The sequence below is a fragment of the Cellulomonas marina genome, from assembly GCF_900111925.1.
In the GTDB taxonomy this organism is placed as follows: Bacteria; Actinomycetota; Actinomycetes; order Actinomycetales; family Cellulomonadaceae; genus Cellulomonas; species Cellulomonas marina.
On the sequence record NZ_FOKA01000001.1, the window covers coordinates 431,910 to 448,317 of the forward strand.

A 16,408-nucleotide genomic window follows, 5' to 3' on the forward strand; every position below is an offset into this window, starting at 1 on the left:
ACAGTGGCGCCCGTGAGCACCTCCCCGCCCCGTCCGCGGCGCCCCACCGCGCCCGACGGCATCGTCGTCGTCGACAAACCCGCCGGCTGGACCAGCCACGACGTCGTCGCGCGCATGCGGCGGCTGGCCGGGACCCGCAAGGTGGGCCACGGGGGCACGCTGGACCCCATGGCGACGGGCGTGCTCGTCGTCGGGGTCGGTCGTGCCACACGCCTGCTGACCTGGGTGTCCGGCGCCGACAAGGAGTACACGGCCACGGTCCGGCTGGGCGTGGCGACGACGACGGACGACGCCGAGGGCGAGGTCGTCACGGCACCCGGGGCCGGCGGCGTCGTCCGCGCGGACGTGGAGTCGGCCGTGCTGCCCCTCACCGGCGCCGTCCTGCAGGTGCCCAGCGCCGTCTCCGCGATCAAGGTCGACGGGCAGCGGGCCTACGCCCGCGTCCGTGCCGGTGAGGCGGTCGAGCTCGCGGCCCGGCCCGTGACGGTCAGCGCCTTCGACGTCGGCGAGGCCCGCCCGGGCGACGCCGCGGGCACGCCCGTGCTCGACGTGGACGTGCGGGTGGTCTGCTCCTCGGGCACCTACGTGCGGGCGCTGGCCCGCGACCTCGGCGCCGCGCTCGGCACCGGCGGTCACCTGACCGCCCTGCGCCGCACCCGCCTGGGCGGGTTCGACCTGTCCGCCGCGCGCACGCTCGAGGACCTCGCCGCGGTGCCGGACGACGTGCCGCTGGACGTCGTGGACCCCGCGGCCGCGGCCGCCGCGACGCTGCCGGTGCGCCCGCTCGACGAGGCCGAGGCGCGCGCCCTGTCCTACGGGCAGGCGGTCGCGCTCGTGCCCGGTCGCGACGGGCCCGCGGCGGCCGTGGGCCCGGACGGCGTCCTCGTCGCCGTCGTCGAGCCCCGGGACGGGCGCGACCGGCCGCTGCTCGTCCTGGCGCCCGCCGGCGGCTGACCGGGAGCCCGTCGCGTCCGGTGGTGGGGCCACGAGGTGGCACCCTTGACCGCTGGGCCGCACGACGCGGCGTGCGGACGGGGAGGGCGGGCGGGCGTGCAGGTCTGGCGAGGTCTGGACGAGGTGCCGACGGGCTGGGGCCCGTCGGTGGTGACGCTGGGCAACTTCGACGGCGTCCACCGGGGGCACGCCGGCGTGCTGGCGGAGATGGCCACGGACGCCCGTGCCGCCGACCTGCGGTCCGTCGCCGTCACGTTCACGCCGCACCCGGCGCAGGTGCACCGCCCGCAGACCGCGCCGCCGCTCCTGACCGGGGACGCCGACCGGCTCGAGCTGCTCGCCGCGTGCGGCCTCGACGCGGTGCTGCTCGAGCACTACACGCTGGCCTTCGCGCGGCAGTCGCCCGAGGAGTTCGTCCGGCGCTACCTCGTCGAGGCCCTGGGCGCCCGGGTCGTCGTCGTGGGCCGTGACGTGCGCTTCGGCTGGCAGAACAGCGGCGACCTGGCCACGATGCGGGCCCTGGGCGAGGGGCTGGGCTTCGTGGTCGACGTGGTCGACGACCTCGTCGACGAGGCGCCGGCCGACCCGGCGGACGGCCGGCGGCGCCTCTCCTCGACCTGGGTCCGCGAGCTGCTGGCAGCCGGCGACGTGGCCGCCGCGGCCGCGCTCCTCGGCCGGCCGCACCGGCTGCGCGGCCTCGTCGTGCACGGCGACGCGCGGGGCCGCGAGCTCGGCTACCCCACGGCCAACCTGGCGCAGGACGCGTCGGGCATGGTGCCCGCCGACGGGGTCTACGCCGGGCGGCTGCGCCGCGTGCGCCGTGCCGACGGGACCGCGTACGACCCGGCGGCGCCCGACGTGCTCCTGCCGGCCGCCGTCTCGATCGGCACGAACCCCACCTTCGACGGCGTGCAGCGCCGCGTGGAGGCGTACGTCCTGGACCGCACGGACCTCGACCTCTACGACGAGGAGGTCGTCGTCGAGCTCGTGGAGCGGCTGCGGCCCACGCTGCGCTTCGACGGCGTGGAGCCGCTCCTGGCGCAGATGGTCCGGGACGTCGAGCAGGCGCGGGCGCTGCTCGACGTCCCGCCGTCGGCGGCGCGCCCCGGGCCGTACGCCTAGCCCTCCCGGACGCCCTCCCGGACCGCGTCCCCGCCGACGGCGGCCAGCGCCGCGTCGAGGTCGGCGACGAGGTCGCCGACGTCCTCGATGCCGACGGACAGCCGCACGAGGTCGTCGGGCACCTCCAGCGCGGACCCGGCGACGGACGCGTGCGTCATGGCTGCGGGCAGCTCGACGAGGGACTCGACGCCGCCGAGGGACTCGGCCAGCGTGAACAGCCGGGTCGCGGCGCAGAAGGCCCGGGCCCGGTCGGCGCTGCCCAGCCGGAACGCCACCATCCCGCCGAAGGCCGTCATCTGCCGGGCCGCGACGGCGTGGCCCGGGTCGTCGGGCAGCCCGGGGTAGTGCACCGCGGTCACGGCCGGGTGCGCGCGCAGGTGCTCGGCGACGACGGCGGCGTTCGCGCTGTGCCGGGCCATGCGCACGTCGAGGGTCCGCAGCCCCCGCATCGTGAGCCAGGCGTCGAAGGGGCCGGCGACCGCGCCCGCCGCGTTCTGCAGGAACCCGACCGCGTCCGCGACGAGGTCCGTGCCCGTCGGCCCGACGAGCCCCAGCGGCAGCCGCGCGCCGGCGCCCACGACGACCGCGCCGCCCACGACGTCCGAGTGCCCGCCGATGTACTTCGTCGTCGAGTGCACGACCACGTCGGCCCCGAGCTCCAGCGGCCGCTGCAGCGCGGGGGAGGCGAAGGTGTTGTCGACGACCAGCAGGGCTCCGGCGGCGTGCGCGATCTCCGCCAGCCGCGCGATGTCCGCGACGCCCAGCAGCGGGTTCGTCGGCGTCTCCACCCACACGACGCCGGTCTGCCCGGGCCGCACCGCCGCGGCCACCGCGTCGGGCTCCCCGAGGCGCGCCGGCGTGTGCTCGATCCCCCAGGGCTGCAGCACCCGTGCCACGAGCCGGTAGGTGCCGCCGTAGGCGTCGTCGGGGATGACGAGGTGCCGGCCGGGCGTCAGCGTGGCCCGCAGCAGCACGTCCTCGGCCGCGAGGCCGGAGGAGAACGCGAAGGCGCGCTCGCCGCCCTCGACCGCCGCCAGCGCGGTCTGGAGCGCGTCGCGGGTGGGGTTGCCCGAGCGGGAGTACTCGTAGCCGTTGCGCAGGCCGCCGACGCCGTCCTGGGCGTAGGTCGAGACCTGGTAGATGGGCGGGACGACCGCACCCGTCGTCGGGTCGGGCTCGAGGCCCGCGTGCACGGCGCGGGTGGCGAAGCCGCTCGGGCCCCCGCCGGGCGACACGGTGCTGGCGTCGGGGGTGCCGCCGGTGCTGGTGCCGGCGTCCGTGCCCCGCCCCTCCTGCGGCTCGCGGTCGGCGGTGGGCTCGGTGGTCACGGGGGTCCTCCTGGGCGGGTGGGTCCTGCACTGGGTCCTGCGGTGGGTCCTGGGGTGGGTCCTGCGGTCAGTCCTGCGCTGGGGCGGGTGCACGAGCGAGCCGGCCGGAGCGGGGTCAGCGGGCGGCGTGCTCCAGCAGGTCGGCGCGCGTGAGCACGCCGGTCGGCCGGCCCTCGTCGACGACGAGCAGCGCGTCGCCGTCCTGCAGCGCGGCGGTGGCGGCGGCCACGGGCTCACCCGCCCCGACCTGGGGGAGCGGGTCGGCCAGGTGCTTGCGCACGGGGTCGGACAGGCGCGCGGCGCCGGTCCACAACGCGTCGAGCAGCACCCGCTCGGTCACGGCGCCGAGGACCTCGCCGAGCGTGACCGGCGGCTCCTGCGTGACGACCGGCAGCTGCGAGACGCCGTACTCGCGCAGGATGCCGATGGCGTCGCGCACCGTCTCGTTCGGGTGGGTGTGCACGAGCGCGGGGAGGTCCCCGCTCTTGCCGCGGAGCACGTCGCCGACGGTCGTCGTCGCGCCCTCGTCGCGCAGGAAGCCGTAGGAGCGCATCCACGGGTCGGAGAAGATCTTCGACAGGTACCCGCGGCCGCTGTCCGGCAGCAGCACGACGACGACCGCGCGGGCCGCGGCCGCCGGGTCCTCGCGCTCGAGCCGCTCGGCGACGCGCAGCGCCGCGACGACCGCCATGCCCGAGCTGCCCCCGACGAGGAGGGCCTCTTCGCGCGCGAGCCGCCGCGTCATGGCGAAGGCCTCGGCGTCGTCGACGGCGAGCACCTCGTCGGGCACCGTCGGGTCGTACGCGCTCGGCCAGAAGTCCTCGCCCACGCCCTCGACGAGGTAGGGCCGCCCCGTGCCGCCGGAGTACACCGAGCCCTCGGGGTCGGCGCCCACGACGACGACGGGTCCCCCGGGCCGGTCGCGGCTGACGTCGTGCAGGTAGCGGCCCGTGCCCGTGATCGTGCCGCCCGTGCCCACGCCGGTGACCAGGTGGGTCACCCGCCCCTCGGTCGCCCGCCAGATCTCGGGGCCCGTGGAGGCGTAGTGGCTCGCGGGGCCGTCGGGGTTCGCGTACTGGTTCGGCTGGTACGCGCCGGGGGTCTCGCGCACGAGGCGGGCGGCGACCGAGTAGTAGGAGTCGGGGGAGTCCGGCGCCACCGCGGTCGGCGTCACCACGACCTCGGCGCCGTAGGCGCGCAGCACGTCCTGCTTCTCCGGGCTCACCTTGTCCGGGCAGACGAAGACGCACCGGTACCCGCGCCGCTGCGCGACGAGCGCGAGGCCGACGCCGGTGTTGCCCGACGTGGGCTCGACGATGGTGCCGCCGGGCCGCAGGTCGCCGCGGCGCTCGGCCTCCGCGACGATGCGCGCGGCGATGCGGTCCTTGATCGACCCGCCCGGGTTGAGGTACTCCACCTTGGCCAGGACGGTCGCGGACAGGCCGGCCGTGACGGCGTGGAGGCGGACGAGCGGGGTGCCGCCGACGAGGTCGGCGACGTGGTCGACGTACTGCACGGGTGAGGGTCTCCGTCCGGGTGCTGGGTCCCGCCACTGTGCCACGCCGGGTCCGGGCCGTGCTCCTGCTACCCTGGACGCTGCCGTGTGATCGGCCGCGGAACGAGAGAGCCCGGGTGGACGTGCCCCGAGGCACCGCGCAACGAGAACCCAGGGAGAGACGTGCCGCTCGACAGTGCCATCAAGCAGTCCATCATGACCGAGTACGCCACGCACGAGGGCGACACCGGTTCCCCCGAGGTCCAGATCGCGGTGCTCACGCAGCGCATCAAGGACCTGACCGAGCACCTCAAGGCGCACAAGCACGACCACCACAGCCGCCGCGGGCTGCTGCTGCTGGTCGGACGCCGTCGTCGTCTGCTCGGCTACCTGCAGAAGATCGACATCAACCGCTACCGCTCGATCATCGAGCGGCTCGGCCTGCGCCGCTGAACGACCGGGACCAGCCCGGACCCGCCCGGGTCCGGGCTGGTCCCGCGTGAGGGCCGCGCGCCGCGACGGCGCCGGCCCGGGTCGCAGGCCCCAGCACCACCCGCACGACCAGCACCACCGAAGGCATCACCGAAGGCACCACGCAGTCCGCGCCGGCCCGCTCGTCCGGTCCTCGGTAGTGGCCCGCCGGAACCCCGCGCCGCACGCGCGTGACGGGGCGTCCGACGGCCACGGTCGAAGACCGCCGCGGGGCCCGGGCCGGCGCCCGTCCCGAAGGAGGGCACCCGTGGAGGGTCCCGAGATCCAGTTCGCCGAGGCCGTGATCGACAACGGTCGCTTCGGCACCCGCACCGTCCGGTTCGAGACCGGCCGCCTCGCCAAGCAGGCCGCCGGCTCCGCCGTCGCCTACCTCGACGGCGACACGATGCTCCTGTCGGCCACGACGGCCGGCAAGCACCCCAAGGAGCAGTTCGACTTCTTCCCGCTCACCGTCGACGTCGAGGAGCGCTCCTACGCCGCCGGCAAGATCCCCGGCGCGTTCTTCCGCCGCGAGGGCCGCCCCTCGACGGACGCGATCCTCGCGTGCCGCCTCATCGACCGCCCGCTGCGCCCCCTGTTCGTCAAGGGCCTGCGCAACGAGGTCCAGGTCGTCGTGACGGTCCTGGCGATCCACCCCGACGACGCCTACGACGTCCTCGCGATCAACGCCGCGTCCATCTCGACGCAGCTGTCCGGCCTGCCGTTCTCCGGCCCGGTCGGCGCCACGCGCATCGCGCTCGTCGACGGCCAGTGGGTCGCGTTCCCGCGCTACTCCGAGCGCGAGCGCGCCACGTTCGACATGGTCGTCGCCGGCCGCGTCGTGGGCGACGACGTCGCCATCGCGATGATCGAGGCCGAGGCGCCCGACAGCTCGTGGGACCTCATCCACGGCGGCGGCGGCACCGCGCCGACCGAGGACGTCGTCGCCGCGGGCCTGGAGGCGGCCAAGCCGTTCATCCGCGCCCTCGTCGAGGCGCAGCAGCAGCTCGCCGCGTCCTCCGCCAAGGAGACGCAGGAGTTCCCGACGTTCCCCGACTACCAGGGCGACGTCTACGCCGCCGTGGAGTCCGCGGTCTCCGGCCGCCTGGGCGAGGCGCTGTCCATCGCCGACAAGCAGACCCGCGAGGGCCGGCTCGACGAGATCAAGGGCGAGGTCCAGGCCGAGCTCGCCGAGGCGTTCGCGGGCCGCGAGAAGGAGGTGTCGGCCGCCTACCGCTCCGTGCAGAAGGCGCTCATCCGGCAGCGCATCCTCACGGACGGCTTCCGCATCGACGGCCGCGGCCTGCGCGACATCCGCACGCTCTCGGCCGAGGTCGAGGTCCTGCCCCGCGTGCACGGCTCCGCGATCTTCGAGCGCGGCGAGACGCAGATCATGGGTGTCACGACGCTCAACATGCTGCGGATGGAGCAGCAGATCGACTCGCTGTCGCCGGTGACGAAGAAGCGCTACATGCACCACTACAACTTCCCGCCGTTCTCCACGGGCGAGACGGGCCGCGTCGGCTCGCCGAAGCGCCGCGAGATCGGCCACGGCGCGCTGGCCGAGCGGGCGATCGTGCCCGTCCTGCCGACCCGCGAGGAGTTCCCCTACGCGATCCGCCAGGTCTCCGAGGCGCTGGGCTCCAACGGCTCGACGTCCATGGGCTCGGTCTGCGCCGCGACGCTGTCGCTGCTCAACGCCGGTGTGCCGCTCAAGGCTCCCGTCGCGGGCATCGCGATGGGCCTCGTGTCCGACACGGTCGAGGGCCAGACGCGCTACGCCGCGCTGACCGACATCCTCGGCGCGGAGGACGCCTTCGGCGACATGGACTTCAAGGTCGCCGGCACGCGTGAGTTCGTCACGGCCATCCAGCTCGACACGAAGCTCGACGGCATCCCCGCCTCCGTCCTGGCCGGCGCGCTGACGCAGGCCAAGGAGGCGCGCCTGGCGATCCTCGACGTCATCGCCGAGGCGATCGACGTGCCGGACGAGATGAGCCCGTACGCGCCGCGCGTCATCACGGTGAAGGTCCCCGTCGACAAGATCGGCGAGGTCATCGGCCCGAAGGGCAAGATGATCAACCAGATCCAGGAGGAGACCGGCGCCGACATCTCCATCGAGGACGACGGCACGGTCTACATCGGCGCGGTGGACGGCCCGTCCGCCGAGGCCGCGCGGGCGGCGATCAACGCGATCGCCAACCCGCACATGCCCGAGGTGGGCGAGCGCTTCGTCGGCACGGTCGTCAAGACCACGACGTTCGGCGCGTTCGTCTCCCTGTCCCCGGGCAAGGACGGGCTGCTGCACATCTCGCAGATCCGCAAGCTCGTGGGCGGCCGTCGCGTGGAGAACGTCGAGGACGTCCTCGCGGTCGGCCAGAAGGTCCAGGTCGAGATCGGCGAGATCGACCCGCGCGGCAAGCTCTCGCTGCACGCGGTCGTCGAGGAGGGTGCGGGCGGCGACGCCGAGGCCCCGGCGCAGACGGTCGACGCCTGACGGTGCCCCTCGACCTCCCGCTCGTCGCCCCCGGCACCGCCGGGGCCGAGCTGCGCGCCGGGCAGGACGGCGACGGACTCGTCCGTCGGTCCGTCCTGCCCGGCGGGGTCCGGGTGCTCACGGAGCACATGCCGGGCCTGCGGTCCGCGTCCGTCGGGGCGTGGATCGGCGTCGGGTCCCGTGACGAGGAGTCCGGGCACCACGGCTCGACGCACTTCCTCGAGCACCTGCTCTTCAAGGGGACGGCGCGGCGCACGGCGATGGACATCGCCGAGGCGTTCGACGCGGTCGGCGGCGAGGCCAACGCCGCCACCGGCAAGGAGCACACCTGCTACTACGCCAAGGTGCTCGACGAGGACCTGCCGATGGCCGTCGACGTCATCGCCGACATGGTCACCTCCGCGCGCCTGGACGCCGACGAGCTCGAGACCGAGCGCGGCGTCATCCTCGAAGAGCTCGCGATGAACGACGACGACCCCAGCGACGTCGCCCACGAGCAGTTCACCCTCGTCGCGCTGGGCGAGCACCCGCTGGCCCGGCCCATCGGCGGCACGCCGGAGAGCATCCGCGACGTGCCCCGCGACGCGGTGTGGGAGCACTACCGCTGGCACTACCGCCCCGACACCCTCGTCGTGAGCGCGGCGGGCAACGTCGACCACGACGCGCTGTGCGCGCAGGTCGAGAAGGCGGTGCGGGACGGCGGCTGGACGCTGGACGCCGCTGCCGTGCCCGCCGCGCGCCGGGTCGCCGGCCGCGACCTGCCGCCGGGGACGGGCGGGCTGCCCGCCGACGCGCGCGAGCGCACCGTGCGCCGCCCCAGCGAGCAGGCGAACGTCGTGGTCGGCTGCGCCGGCCTCACGGCCACCGACGAGCGGCGGTTCACGCTGTCCGTGCTCAACGCCGTGCTCGGCGGGGGCATGTCCTCCCGGCTCTTCCAGGAGATCCGCGAGAAGCGCGGCCTGGCCTACTCCACGTACTCCTTCGCCTCCGGGCACGCGGACACGGGCGTCTTCGGCCTGTACGCCGGCTGCACGCCGGGGCGCGTGGACGAGGTGACGGCGCTGCTCGTCGCCGAGTGGGAGCGCCTGGCCGACGGCGGGCTCGACGACGCCGAGCTGCAGCGGGGCATCGGCCAGCTCTCCGGCGGGCTCGTCCTGGGCATGGAGGACACCGGCTCGCGCATGGGCCGGCTCGGCAAGGCGGAGCTGGTGCACGGCGAGCTCGTGTCCGTCGACGAGTCCCTGGCGCGCGTCCGGGACGTGACGGCGGCGCAGGTGCAGGCCCTGGCGGGCGAGCTGCTCGGCCGTCCGCGGACCGTCGTGCGCGTCGGCCCGCTCGGGGACTGAGCGGGACGGCGCCGGCGATGACCGACACGTCTGCGTCCCCCGTGACGTCCGGGGCGACGTCCGACACGACGTCCGACACGACGTCCGACGAGACGTCCGCAGCGGCACCGCCGGCACCGCTGCGCGTCGCGGTGCTCGGCGCCGGCGGACGGATGGGCCGCCAGACCGTCGCCGCCCTCGACGCCGCCGACGACCTGCGGGTCGTCGCGCGGCTCGGGCGCGGCGACGACCTGGCGGCACTGCTCGCCGCGGTGGACCGTCCCGACGTCGTCGTGGACTTCACCGTGCCGGACGTGACGCTGGCCCACGTGCTGACCTGCGTCGCCGCCCGCGTCCACGTCGTCGTCGGCACGACGGGCTGGGACGACGCGGCGCTGGACCGGGTGCGCGCCGCCCTGGCCGACGCGCCGGGCACCGGCGTCGTCGTGGCCCCCAACTTCGCGCTCTCCGCGGTGCTGACCATGCACGTCGCGGCGCTCGCCGCCCCCTGGTTCGAGTCCGTCGAGGTCGTCGAGCTGCACCACCCCGACAAGCTCGACGCGCCGTCGGGCACCGCGCGCCACACCGCCGCGGCGATCGCGGCGGCCCGGGCGGCGGCGGGCGTCGGCCCGTCCCCGGACGCGACCGTGCACGCGACCGACGGCGCCCGCGGTGCCGACGTCGACGGGGTGCGCGTGCACGCCGTCCGCCTGCGGGGCCTCGTCGCCCACGAGGAGGTGCTCCTCGGCAACCCCGGGGAGCAGCTCACCATCCGGACCGACACCTTCGACCGCAGCTCCTTCATGCCGGGCGTGCTGCTGGCGGTCCGGCAGGTCGGGTCGCGCCCGGGGCTCACGGTCGGCCTGGAGCACCTCCTCGGCCTCGTGCCGTGAACGCCGCCGTCCCGCGGCGCCGCCGTCCGACCGGCGGCCTCGTCGCCGCGGTCGCGCTCAGCGGCCTGCTGGCCCTGTACTTCGTGCTCGTGCTGGGGCGCTCGGTGGCGCTCGTGCGGACGGGGGAGCCGGTCGGGGTGGCGCTGGGGCTGGCGTTCGCGCTCCTGCCCCTCGTCGCCCTGGTGCTCATCGCGCGGGAGTGGCTGCTCGCGCTGCACGTGCAGCGGATGGCCGACACCCTCGCCGCCGCCGGGGATCTGCCCGTCGACAGGCTGCCGCGCTCGCCCGGGGGCCGCATCGACCGCGAGGCCGCGCGCGCGGCCTTCGACCCCGCCCGCGACGCCGTGGAGGCCGACCCGGAGAGCTGGGCCGCCTGGTACCACCTCGCCTTCGCCTACGACGCCGCGGGCGACCGCCGTCGGGCGCGCGAGGCCCTCCGGACGGCTCGCCGTCTCTGGCGCACGGCCGCCGGCTCCCGCTAGCCGCACGGGCATCTCCTCCCCGTCACCCGCTCGGGTTACCCTCGCCTCTCCGTGTGCCCAGGGCCGGTGCGGCCGGTCCTCCCGACGGCGACCACCAGGAGGTCCTGTGCTCGACCCGTGCACGTCCCCGCCCGCGACCGGCCGTCCCGCGCGACGGGCGTCGAGGTGGCGGGTCGCGCGGCTCGCCGCCGGCGCCGTGGTGGTCGGTTCCCTCGTCGGGGTGTCGGCCGCCGGAGCCCCGCCGGCGTCCGCGGTCGGGCACGGTACCCAGCCGGCCGCGGGCGACGCGGGGGAAGCGGTGCGCGTGAACGTCGGCGGCGACGCGTACCGCGACAGCCGCGGGCGCACGTGGGCGGCGGACACCGGGTACGTGGGCGGCCGCCCGACGAACGTCGCCGCCGAGGGCCACGTGCGGGGCACGAAGGACCACCGGCTCTACCGGGACCTGCGCGTCGGCATGGACGGGTACCGCCTGGCCCTGCCGTCGGGCGGCACGTGGCGGGTCACGCTGCACCTGCTGGAGAACTACCACGAGGGTGACGGCCGTCGCGTCTTCTCCGTCGACGCGGAGGGGGAGAGGGTCGTGCACGCCCTGGACCTGCACGAGAGGACCGGGCACGGCACCGCGCACACCGTGGCGTTCGACGTCGAGGTGCGCGACGGCGCGCTGGACCTCGGCTTCGAGGCGCACGTGGACCTGGCGACGCTGTCGGCGGTCGCCGCCGTCCCGGTGACCGCCGCCGCCCCCACGGCCCCCACGTCCCCGGCCTTCCCGCTGCGCGCGTCGGCGGACGGCGACCACCTCGTCACCGCCGACGGCGAGCCGTTCCTCTACCTGGCGGACACGGCCTGGATGGCGCCGACGCGCCTGGACCAGGCCGGCGTGCGTCGCTGGCTCGACGCGCGCGTCGCGCAGGGCTTCACGGCCGTGCAGGTCTCCCTCCTGCACTTCGTCGGCCAGCAGGACGAGGGGCCGGCGAACGTCTACGGCGACCTGCCCTTCGTCGGCGGGTACGACCTGTCCCGCCCGCTCGAGGTGGGGGAGCGGACGCGCGACGCGCGCTCGCCCGACTACGACTACTGGGACCACGTGGCGTACGTGCTCGACGAGGCCGCCGCGCGCGGGCTGGCCGTCGCCGTCGTCCCCTCCTGGTACGGGTACGGCGGCGAGGACTGGCGGGCCCGGGAGACGACCGGCAACGCGACGGACTACGGGGCGTTCCTCGGTCGTCGGCTGGGCGCGATGCCGCACCTGGTGTGGCTGCTGGGCGGTGACAACGCCCCGACGGGCGACGTGGCGAAGGTGGCGCCGGGTGCCGACCGCTCGGACAAGCTCGCGGCGACCGACGCCATGGCTGCGGCCATCCGGGCGCACGAGCCCGTGCGGCACCTCATGACGTACCACGGGCGGCGCGGGGTGACCTCGTCGGCCTACGTCGGCGACCGCGAGTGGCACACGCTCAACAACCCGTACGCGGACCAGCACGTCCACGAGCACGCCCCGGCGGCCTTCGGCACGGGCATCCCCTCGGTGGTGACCGAGGCGTACTACGACGGCCGCGACCGGGCGCCCTTCCTCGACCGCACGCAGCTGCGGGCGCAGGCGTGGTGGGCCGTGCTGTCCGGGGCCGGATTCGCCTACGGGCACGAGGACGTGTGGGACCTCGACGCGGCGTGGGGGCGTGCCCTGCGGGCGTCCTCGGCCGCGGACGTCGGACGGGTGGCGACGATCCTGGACGCGCACCCGCGGCTCCGGCCCGCGCCGGTCCCGCTGACCTCCGGTGAGGGCGCGTCGTCGCCCGGCTCGCGGGCGCTGTCGGGGCGGTCGTCGAGCGGCGCCCTGCTGACCTACCTGCCCACCGCGCGCACGGTGACGGTGGACCTGGCCGCGGCGGCGTCGGGCGGCTCCGGTGGTGACGTCCGCCTGTCGTGGGTGGACCCCGCCAGCGGCGACGTGCGCGACGAGGGCCGGCACGCCGCGACCGGCACCCGGGACCTGGCCGTGCCGCGGGGCTGGGACGACGCGCTGCTGGTGGCGGAGCCCGTCACGGCCTGACGTGCAGCTGCGCACCCCGTGCCACCGCGCGTCGGCCCGGCGCACGGGGTCCGGTGCGCGGGGTCCGGCGCGCGGGGTCCGTCGGGGTGCGGTAGGCAGGAGCCATGTCGATGGTCGATCCCCTGCTCCCGTCCTCCGACCCGGGCGACGAGTCCGTCGCCGCCGCCGACCCGGGGGTGGGCGCCCCGCGCACCGCCCCGGGCACGGGCATCGGGGGCGAGGACCCCGACACCCCCGAGGGGCGTCCCTCCTCCGAGCACGAGGAGGAGCCGGAGCGCGGCGGTGCCGGGCTCGCGCAGGCGGCGCGCCAGCACCGGGGCACGTCCTTCCCCACACCCGACCCGGACGTGCTCCAGCGGGGCTGACGCCGCGGCCGGCGTGCCCGTCGGCGCCGGCGGCTCCAGCGACGGGCGGCACACAGCGCCCGGCCCGAGTCCGGGCGGACCCAGGAGGTCCCCATGGCCACCGGCGAGACCGGCTTCGACGACGTCACCTTCGACCTCATCTCCCTGCAGTACCACTCCCTCAAGGCGGGGCACGACTACGGGCAGTACGTCCGCGACGCCCGCAACGCCGGCCAGGAGGAGATCGCCTCGTTCTTCGAGGGGGTCATGGCGCAGGACGCGGCACGCGCCCACCGCTGCCACGAGCTGCTCGCGCAGCTGACGAAGGACGGCGTCGACGCGACGTCGCCCCACGGTTCCGCGGGCTGACGGGCCCGCCCGGGTCGCGCTCCCGCCCCGGCCGGGGGCGCAGCCCGGGGCCACGGCGTGGCGTGCTCCTGCAGCCGCCACCGTCGGGTGGTCGTCGTCGGGTCGTCGTCAGATCGTGGCTGCCCAGCGCTCCTCGCGGACGGTCCGCTCGGTGCCGTCCGGCGCGGTGCCCGAGGCGAGCGTGCGGTGGACGCCCTCGGGACCGAGACCGGCGCCGTGCAGGAACGACCGGCGGCCCTCGTCGCCGTCGAGGACCCACGTGTGCACCTGGTCGGCGCCGTCGGCCCGCAGGGTGTCGACGGCCGCGGCCAGCAGGCGTGAGCCGTGCCCGGCCCTCCGGTGGCCGGGCTCCACCTCGAGGGCGAGGACCACGCCGCCCGGCGCGCCGCGCCCGGGGGGCGCGGCGGGACCGGGCTCGTCGGGCACGAGGCCCAGGGAGACGAGCCCGACGACCCGCGGCCCGTCGCACGCGACGAGCACCCGGAACCCGCCGGCCGGGGGCGCCGCGACGGCGGCCGCCCACTGCTCGCGCATGAGGTCCTCGTCCAGCCGGTCGAGGACGTCGGGACCCAGCACCTCGTCGTGCGTCGTCCGCCAGGCCGCGACCTGGACCCGGACGAGCGCCACCTCGTCGCCGGGTACCGCCGGGCGGACCGAGACGTCGGCGGTGGGGCCGCCCAGCAGCCCGCTCACAGCGCCACGTACACGGTCTCGAGGTACTCCTCGATGCCCGCCTCGCCGCCCTCGCGCCCGAGGCCGGAGGACTTCACCCCGCCGAAGGGTGCGCTCGCGTCCGAGACCATCCCGCGGTTGAGCCCCAGCATGCCCGTCTCCAGGTCCTCGGCCAAGCGCATGGCACGGCCCATGTCGCCGGTGTAGGCGTAGGCGACGAGGCCGTACTCCGTCCCGTTGGCCAGCGCGACACCCTCGGCCTCCGAGCCGAAGGTCACGACCGGCGCGACCGGGCCGAAGATCTCCTCCGTCACCACCCGCTGGTCCGGCGCGACGTCGGCCAGGACGGTCGGGGCGTAGAAGTACCCCCGGCGCCCGACGCGCTCGCCGCCCGTGCGGATCACCGCCCCGCCGTCGGCGGCCCGGGTGACCAGCTCGTCGACGTGGTCGACGGCCGCCGCCTCGATGAGGGGGCCCACGGTGACGCCGTCGTCGGCGCCGTGCCCCACGACGAGGCGGCCGAACGCCTCCGTGAGCCGGGCGGTGAACTCCTCGGCCACGCCCGCCTGCACGAGGAAGCGGTTGGCGGCGACGCACGTCTGGCCCGCGTTGCGCATCTTCGCGGCCACGGCGCCCTGCACGGCCGCGTCGAGGTCGGCGTCGTCGAAGACGAGGAACGGGGCGTTGCCGCCCAGCTCCATCGACGTGCGCAGGACCCCGTCGGCGGAGGCCTTCAGCAGGGTCCGCCCGACCTCCGTGGAACCGGTGAACGACAGCTTGCGCAGCCGCGGGTCGGCCAGCAGCGGACCGGACACGCGGCGCGCCGACGAGGTGGGCACCACGTTGACGACGCCCGCGGGCAGGTCCCGCGCCTCGAGCTCGGCCCGCACGATGTCGGCGACGTACGCGGTGGTCAGCGGCGTGAGCTGCGCGGGCTTGACGACGACCGGGCACCCGGCGGCCAGCGCCGGCGCGAGCTTGCGGGCGATCATCGCGATGGGGAAGTTCCACGGCGTGACGAGCAGCGCGGGCCCCACCGGCCGGCGCAGCACGAGCTGGTGGTGCGTGCCGGCCGGCGCGCGCCGGGCCAGCCCCTCGGCCCGCACCGCCTCCTCGGAGTACCACCGCACGTACTCCGCGGCGTAGAGCACCTCGGCGCGCGACTCCGCGAGCGGCTTGCCGCCCTCGGCCGTGACGATCGCCGCGAGGTCGTCGGCGTGGGCGACCATCTCGTCGAACACCGCGCGCAGGAGGTCCGAGCGCACCCGGGGAGCCGTGCGGCGCCAGGCGTCGGCGGCCGCGTCGGCGGCGCCCAGGGCCTCGAGCGCGTCCTCCTCGGTGCCGTCCGCGACGTCGGCGAGGACCTCCTCGGTCCCGGGGTCGGCCACCGCGAAGGTGCCGCCGCCGTGCGCGGGGCGCCACCGCCCGGCGACGAGGACGCCGGTGGGCAGGTGGGCCGCCACCGTCGGCGGCAGGGTCGAGGTCGTCGTCGCGCTCATGGCGCCATCCTCGCCCCGCGGCGCGGGCGCGCGCCACGGTCGGACCACCGGCCACCCCACGACCCACCCCTAGACTCGGGCCCATGACGGACCCGGTGCCGACGCCGTACGAGGACCTGCTGCGGCTCGTGCTCGAGACCGGGACGCCGAAGGCCGACCGCACGGGCACGGGGACGCGCAGCCTCTTCGGGCACCAGATGCGCTTCGACCTCGCGGCCGGGTTCCCCCTGGTGACGACGAAGCGGGTGCACCTGCGCTCGGTCGTCCACGAGCTCCTGTGGTTCCTGCGCGGGGAGTCCAACGTCCGCTGGCTGCAGGAGCGCGGCGTGCGCATCTGGGACGAGTGGGCGGACGCCGACGGCGAGCTGGGCCCGGTCTACGGCGTGCAGTGGCGCTCCTGGCCGACGCCCGACGGCGGGACGGTCGACCAGATCTCGCAGGTCGTCGAGACGCTGCGCCGGGACCCGGACTCGCGCCGGCTCGTGGTGTCGGCGTGGAACGTCGCGGACGTGCCGCGCATGGCGCTGGCCCCCTGCCACGCGCTGTTCCAGTTCTACGTGGCCGACGGCCGGCTCTCGTGCCAGCTGTACCAGCGCTCCGCGGACATGTTCCTCGGCGTGCCGTTCAACATCGCCTCGTACGCGCTGCTCACGCACATGGTGGCGCAGCAGGCGGGGCTCGCGGTCGGCGACTTCGTCTGGACCGGCGGGGACTGCCACGTCTACGACAACCACGTGGAGCAGGTGCGCGAGCAGCTGTCCCGCACGCCCTACCCGTCCCCGACGCTGCGGCTGCGGCCGGCGCCGTCGATCCTCGACTACGCGTACGAGGACGTCGAGGTGCTCGACTACCGGCACCACCCCGCGATCAAGGCGCCGGTCGCCGTCTAGGCGCCGGCAGG

Annotated in this window: 15 protein-coding genes; 11 read left to right on the forward strand and 4 right to left on the reverse strand. The window is 76.0% G+C overall.

The window, feature by feature from the left end:
* Positions 1–3 precede the first annotated feature (3 nt).
* Entirely contained in the window at positions 4–954 is a 951-nt protein-coding gene (truB, locus tag BM048_RS01935; RefSeq protein WP_373308388.1) for a tRNA pseudouridine(55) synthase TruB, read from the forward strand.
* Positions 955–1,050: 96 nt separating this feature from the next.
* Positions 1,051–2,076, forward strand: a complete 1,026-nt coding sequence (locus BM048_RS01940; RefSeq protein ID WP_090030180.1) for a bifunctional riboflavin kinase/FAD synthetase — start codon at positions 1,051–1,053, stop codon at positions 2,074–2,076.
* On the opposite strand, the gene BM048_RS01945 is transcribed toward BM048_RS01940, so the two are convergent.
* On the reverse strand, positions 2,073–3,311 hold the full coding sequence (locus BM048_RS01945) for a cystathionine gamma-synthase (RefSeq protein WP_090030503.1): 1,239 nt from the start codon (positions 3,309–3,311) through the stop codon (positions 2,073–2,075). The two genes, BM048_RS01940 and BM048_RS01945, sit on opposite strands and share 4 nt — an antisense overlap.
* A 208-nt stretch (positions 3,312–3,519) precedes the next feature.
* Positions 3,520–4,920, reverse strand: a complete 1,401-nt coding sequence (locus BM048_RS01950; RefSeq protein ID WP_090030181.1) for a cystathionine beta-synthase — start codon at positions 4,918–4,920, stop codon at positions 3,520–3,522.
* A 162-nt stretch (positions 4,921–5,082) separates the two neighbouring features.
* On the opposite strand from BM048_RS01950, the gene rpsO reads away from it, so the two are divergent.
* The 8 genes from rpsO to BM048_RS01990 all read left to right on the forward strand — a co-directional run bounded on the left by rpsO (position 5,083) and on the right by BM048_RS01990 (position 13,336).
* Entirely contained in the window at positions 5,083–5,352 is a 270-nt protein-coding gene (gene rpsO, locus BM048_RS01955; RefSeq protein ID WP_090030183.1) for a 30S ribosomal protein S15, read from the forward strand.
* A 286-nt stretch (positions 5,353–5,638) separates the two neighbouring features.
* Complete coding sequence (locus BM048_RS01960) at positions 5,639–7,867, forward strand: polyribonucleotide nucleotidyltransferase (protein WP_090030185.1); 2,229 nt, start codon at positions 5,639–5,641, stop codon at positions 7,865–7,867.
* Between the two features lie 2 nt (positions 7,868–7,869).
* Entirely contained in the window at positions 7,870–9,213 is a 1,344-nt protein-coding gene (locus tag BM048_RS01965) for a M16 family metallopeptidase (RefSeq protein WP_090030187.1), read from the forward strand.
* Between the two features lie 17 nt (positions 9,214–9,230).
* Positions 9,231–10,085: a 4-hydroxy-tetrahydrodipicolinate reductase gene (gene dapB, locus BM048_RS01970; protein WP_090030190.1), complete on the forward strand. Its 855-nt coding sequence runs from the start codon at positions 9,231–9,233 to the stop codon at positions 10,083–10,085.
* The gene (locus BM048_RS01975; RefSeq protein WP_090030192.1) at positions 10,082–10,567 is read left to right on the forward strand and encodes a tetratricopeptide repeat protein; all 486 of its coding nucleotides are present in this window, start codon (positions 10,082–10,084) and stop codon (positions 10,565–10,567) included. Before dapB ends, BM048_RS01975 begins: the two co-directional genes overlap by 4 nt.
* Positions 10,568–10,865: 298 nt before the next feature.
* Positions 10,866–12,623, forward strand: a complete 1,758-nt coding sequence (locus BM048_RS01980) for an apiosidase-like domain-containing protein (protein WP_175499174.1) — start codon at positions 10,866–10,868, stop codon at positions 12,621–12,623.
* A gap of 110 nt (positions 12,624–12,733) precedes the next feature.
* A complete protein-coding gene (locus tag BM048_RS01985; RefSeq protein WP_139224268.1) occupies positions 12,734–12,988 on the forward strand; it encodes a hypothetical protein in 255 nt (84 codons plus the stop codon).
* A gap of 93 nt (positions 12,989–13,081) precedes the next feature.
* Positions 13,082–13,336 carry an acyl carrier protein gene (locus BM048_RS01990; RefSeq protein ID WP_090030196.1) on the forward strand — a complete coding sequence of 85 codons (255 nt, stop codon included), beginning with the start codon at positions 13,082–13,084 and terminating at the stop codon, positions 13,334–13,336.
* Between the two features lie 108 nt (positions 13,337–13,444).
* Here the strand turns inward: BM048_RS01990 and BM048_RS01995 are convergent, their stop codons facing one another.
* Together BM048_RS01995 and BM048_RS02000 are read right to left on the reverse strand one after the other, a co-directional pair.
* On the reverse strand, positions 13,445–14,029 hold the full coding sequence (locus BM048_RS01995; protein WP_239078643.1) for a GNAT family N-acetyltransferase: 585 nt from the start codon (positions 14,027–14,029) through the stop codon (positions 13,445–13,447).
* The gene (locus BM048_RS02000) at positions 14,026–15,507 is read right to left on the reverse strand and encodes an NAD-dependent succinate-semialdehyde dehydrogenase (RefSeq protein WP_090030199.1); all 1,482 of its coding nucleotides are present in this window, start codon (positions 15,505–15,507) and stop codon (positions 14,026–14,028) included. The genes BM048_RS01995 and BM048_RS02000 overlap by 4 nt, the downstream gene beginning before the upstream one ends.
* Positions 15,508–15,590: 83 nt before the next feature.
* Here BM048_RS02000 and BM048_RS02005 point away from each other — a divergent pair, with 83 nt between their 5' ends.
* Entirely contained in the window at positions 15,591–16,397 is an 807-nt protein-coding gene (locus tag BM048_RS02005; RefSeq protein WP_090030201.1) for a thymidylate synthase, read from the forward strand.
* The last annotated feature ends 11 nt before the right edge of the window (positions 16,398–16,408 follow it).

Excerpts from the sequence above, each read along its gene's own strand:
- dapB (WP_090030190.1), top strand. The coding sequence starts at position 9,231 with ATGACCGACACGTCTGCGTCCCCCGTGACGTCCGGGGCGACGTCCGAC.
- BM048_RS01985 (WP_139224268.1), top strand. The coding sequence starts at position 12,734 with ATGGTCGATCCCCTGCTCCCGTCCTCCGACCCGGGCGACGAGTCCGTC.
- BM048_RS01990 (WP_090030196.1), top strand. The coding sequence starts at position 13,082 with ATGGCCACCGGCGAGACCGGCTTCGACGACGTCACCTTCGACCTCATC.
- BM048_RS02000 (WP_090030199.1), bottom strand. The coding sequence starts at position 15,507 with ATGAGCGCGACGACGACCTCGACCCTGCCGCCGACGGTGGCGGCCCAC.
- BM048_RS02005 (WP_090030201.1), top strand. The coding sequence starts at position 15,591 with ATGACGGACCCGGTGCCGACGCCGTACGAGGACCTGCTGCGGCTCGTG.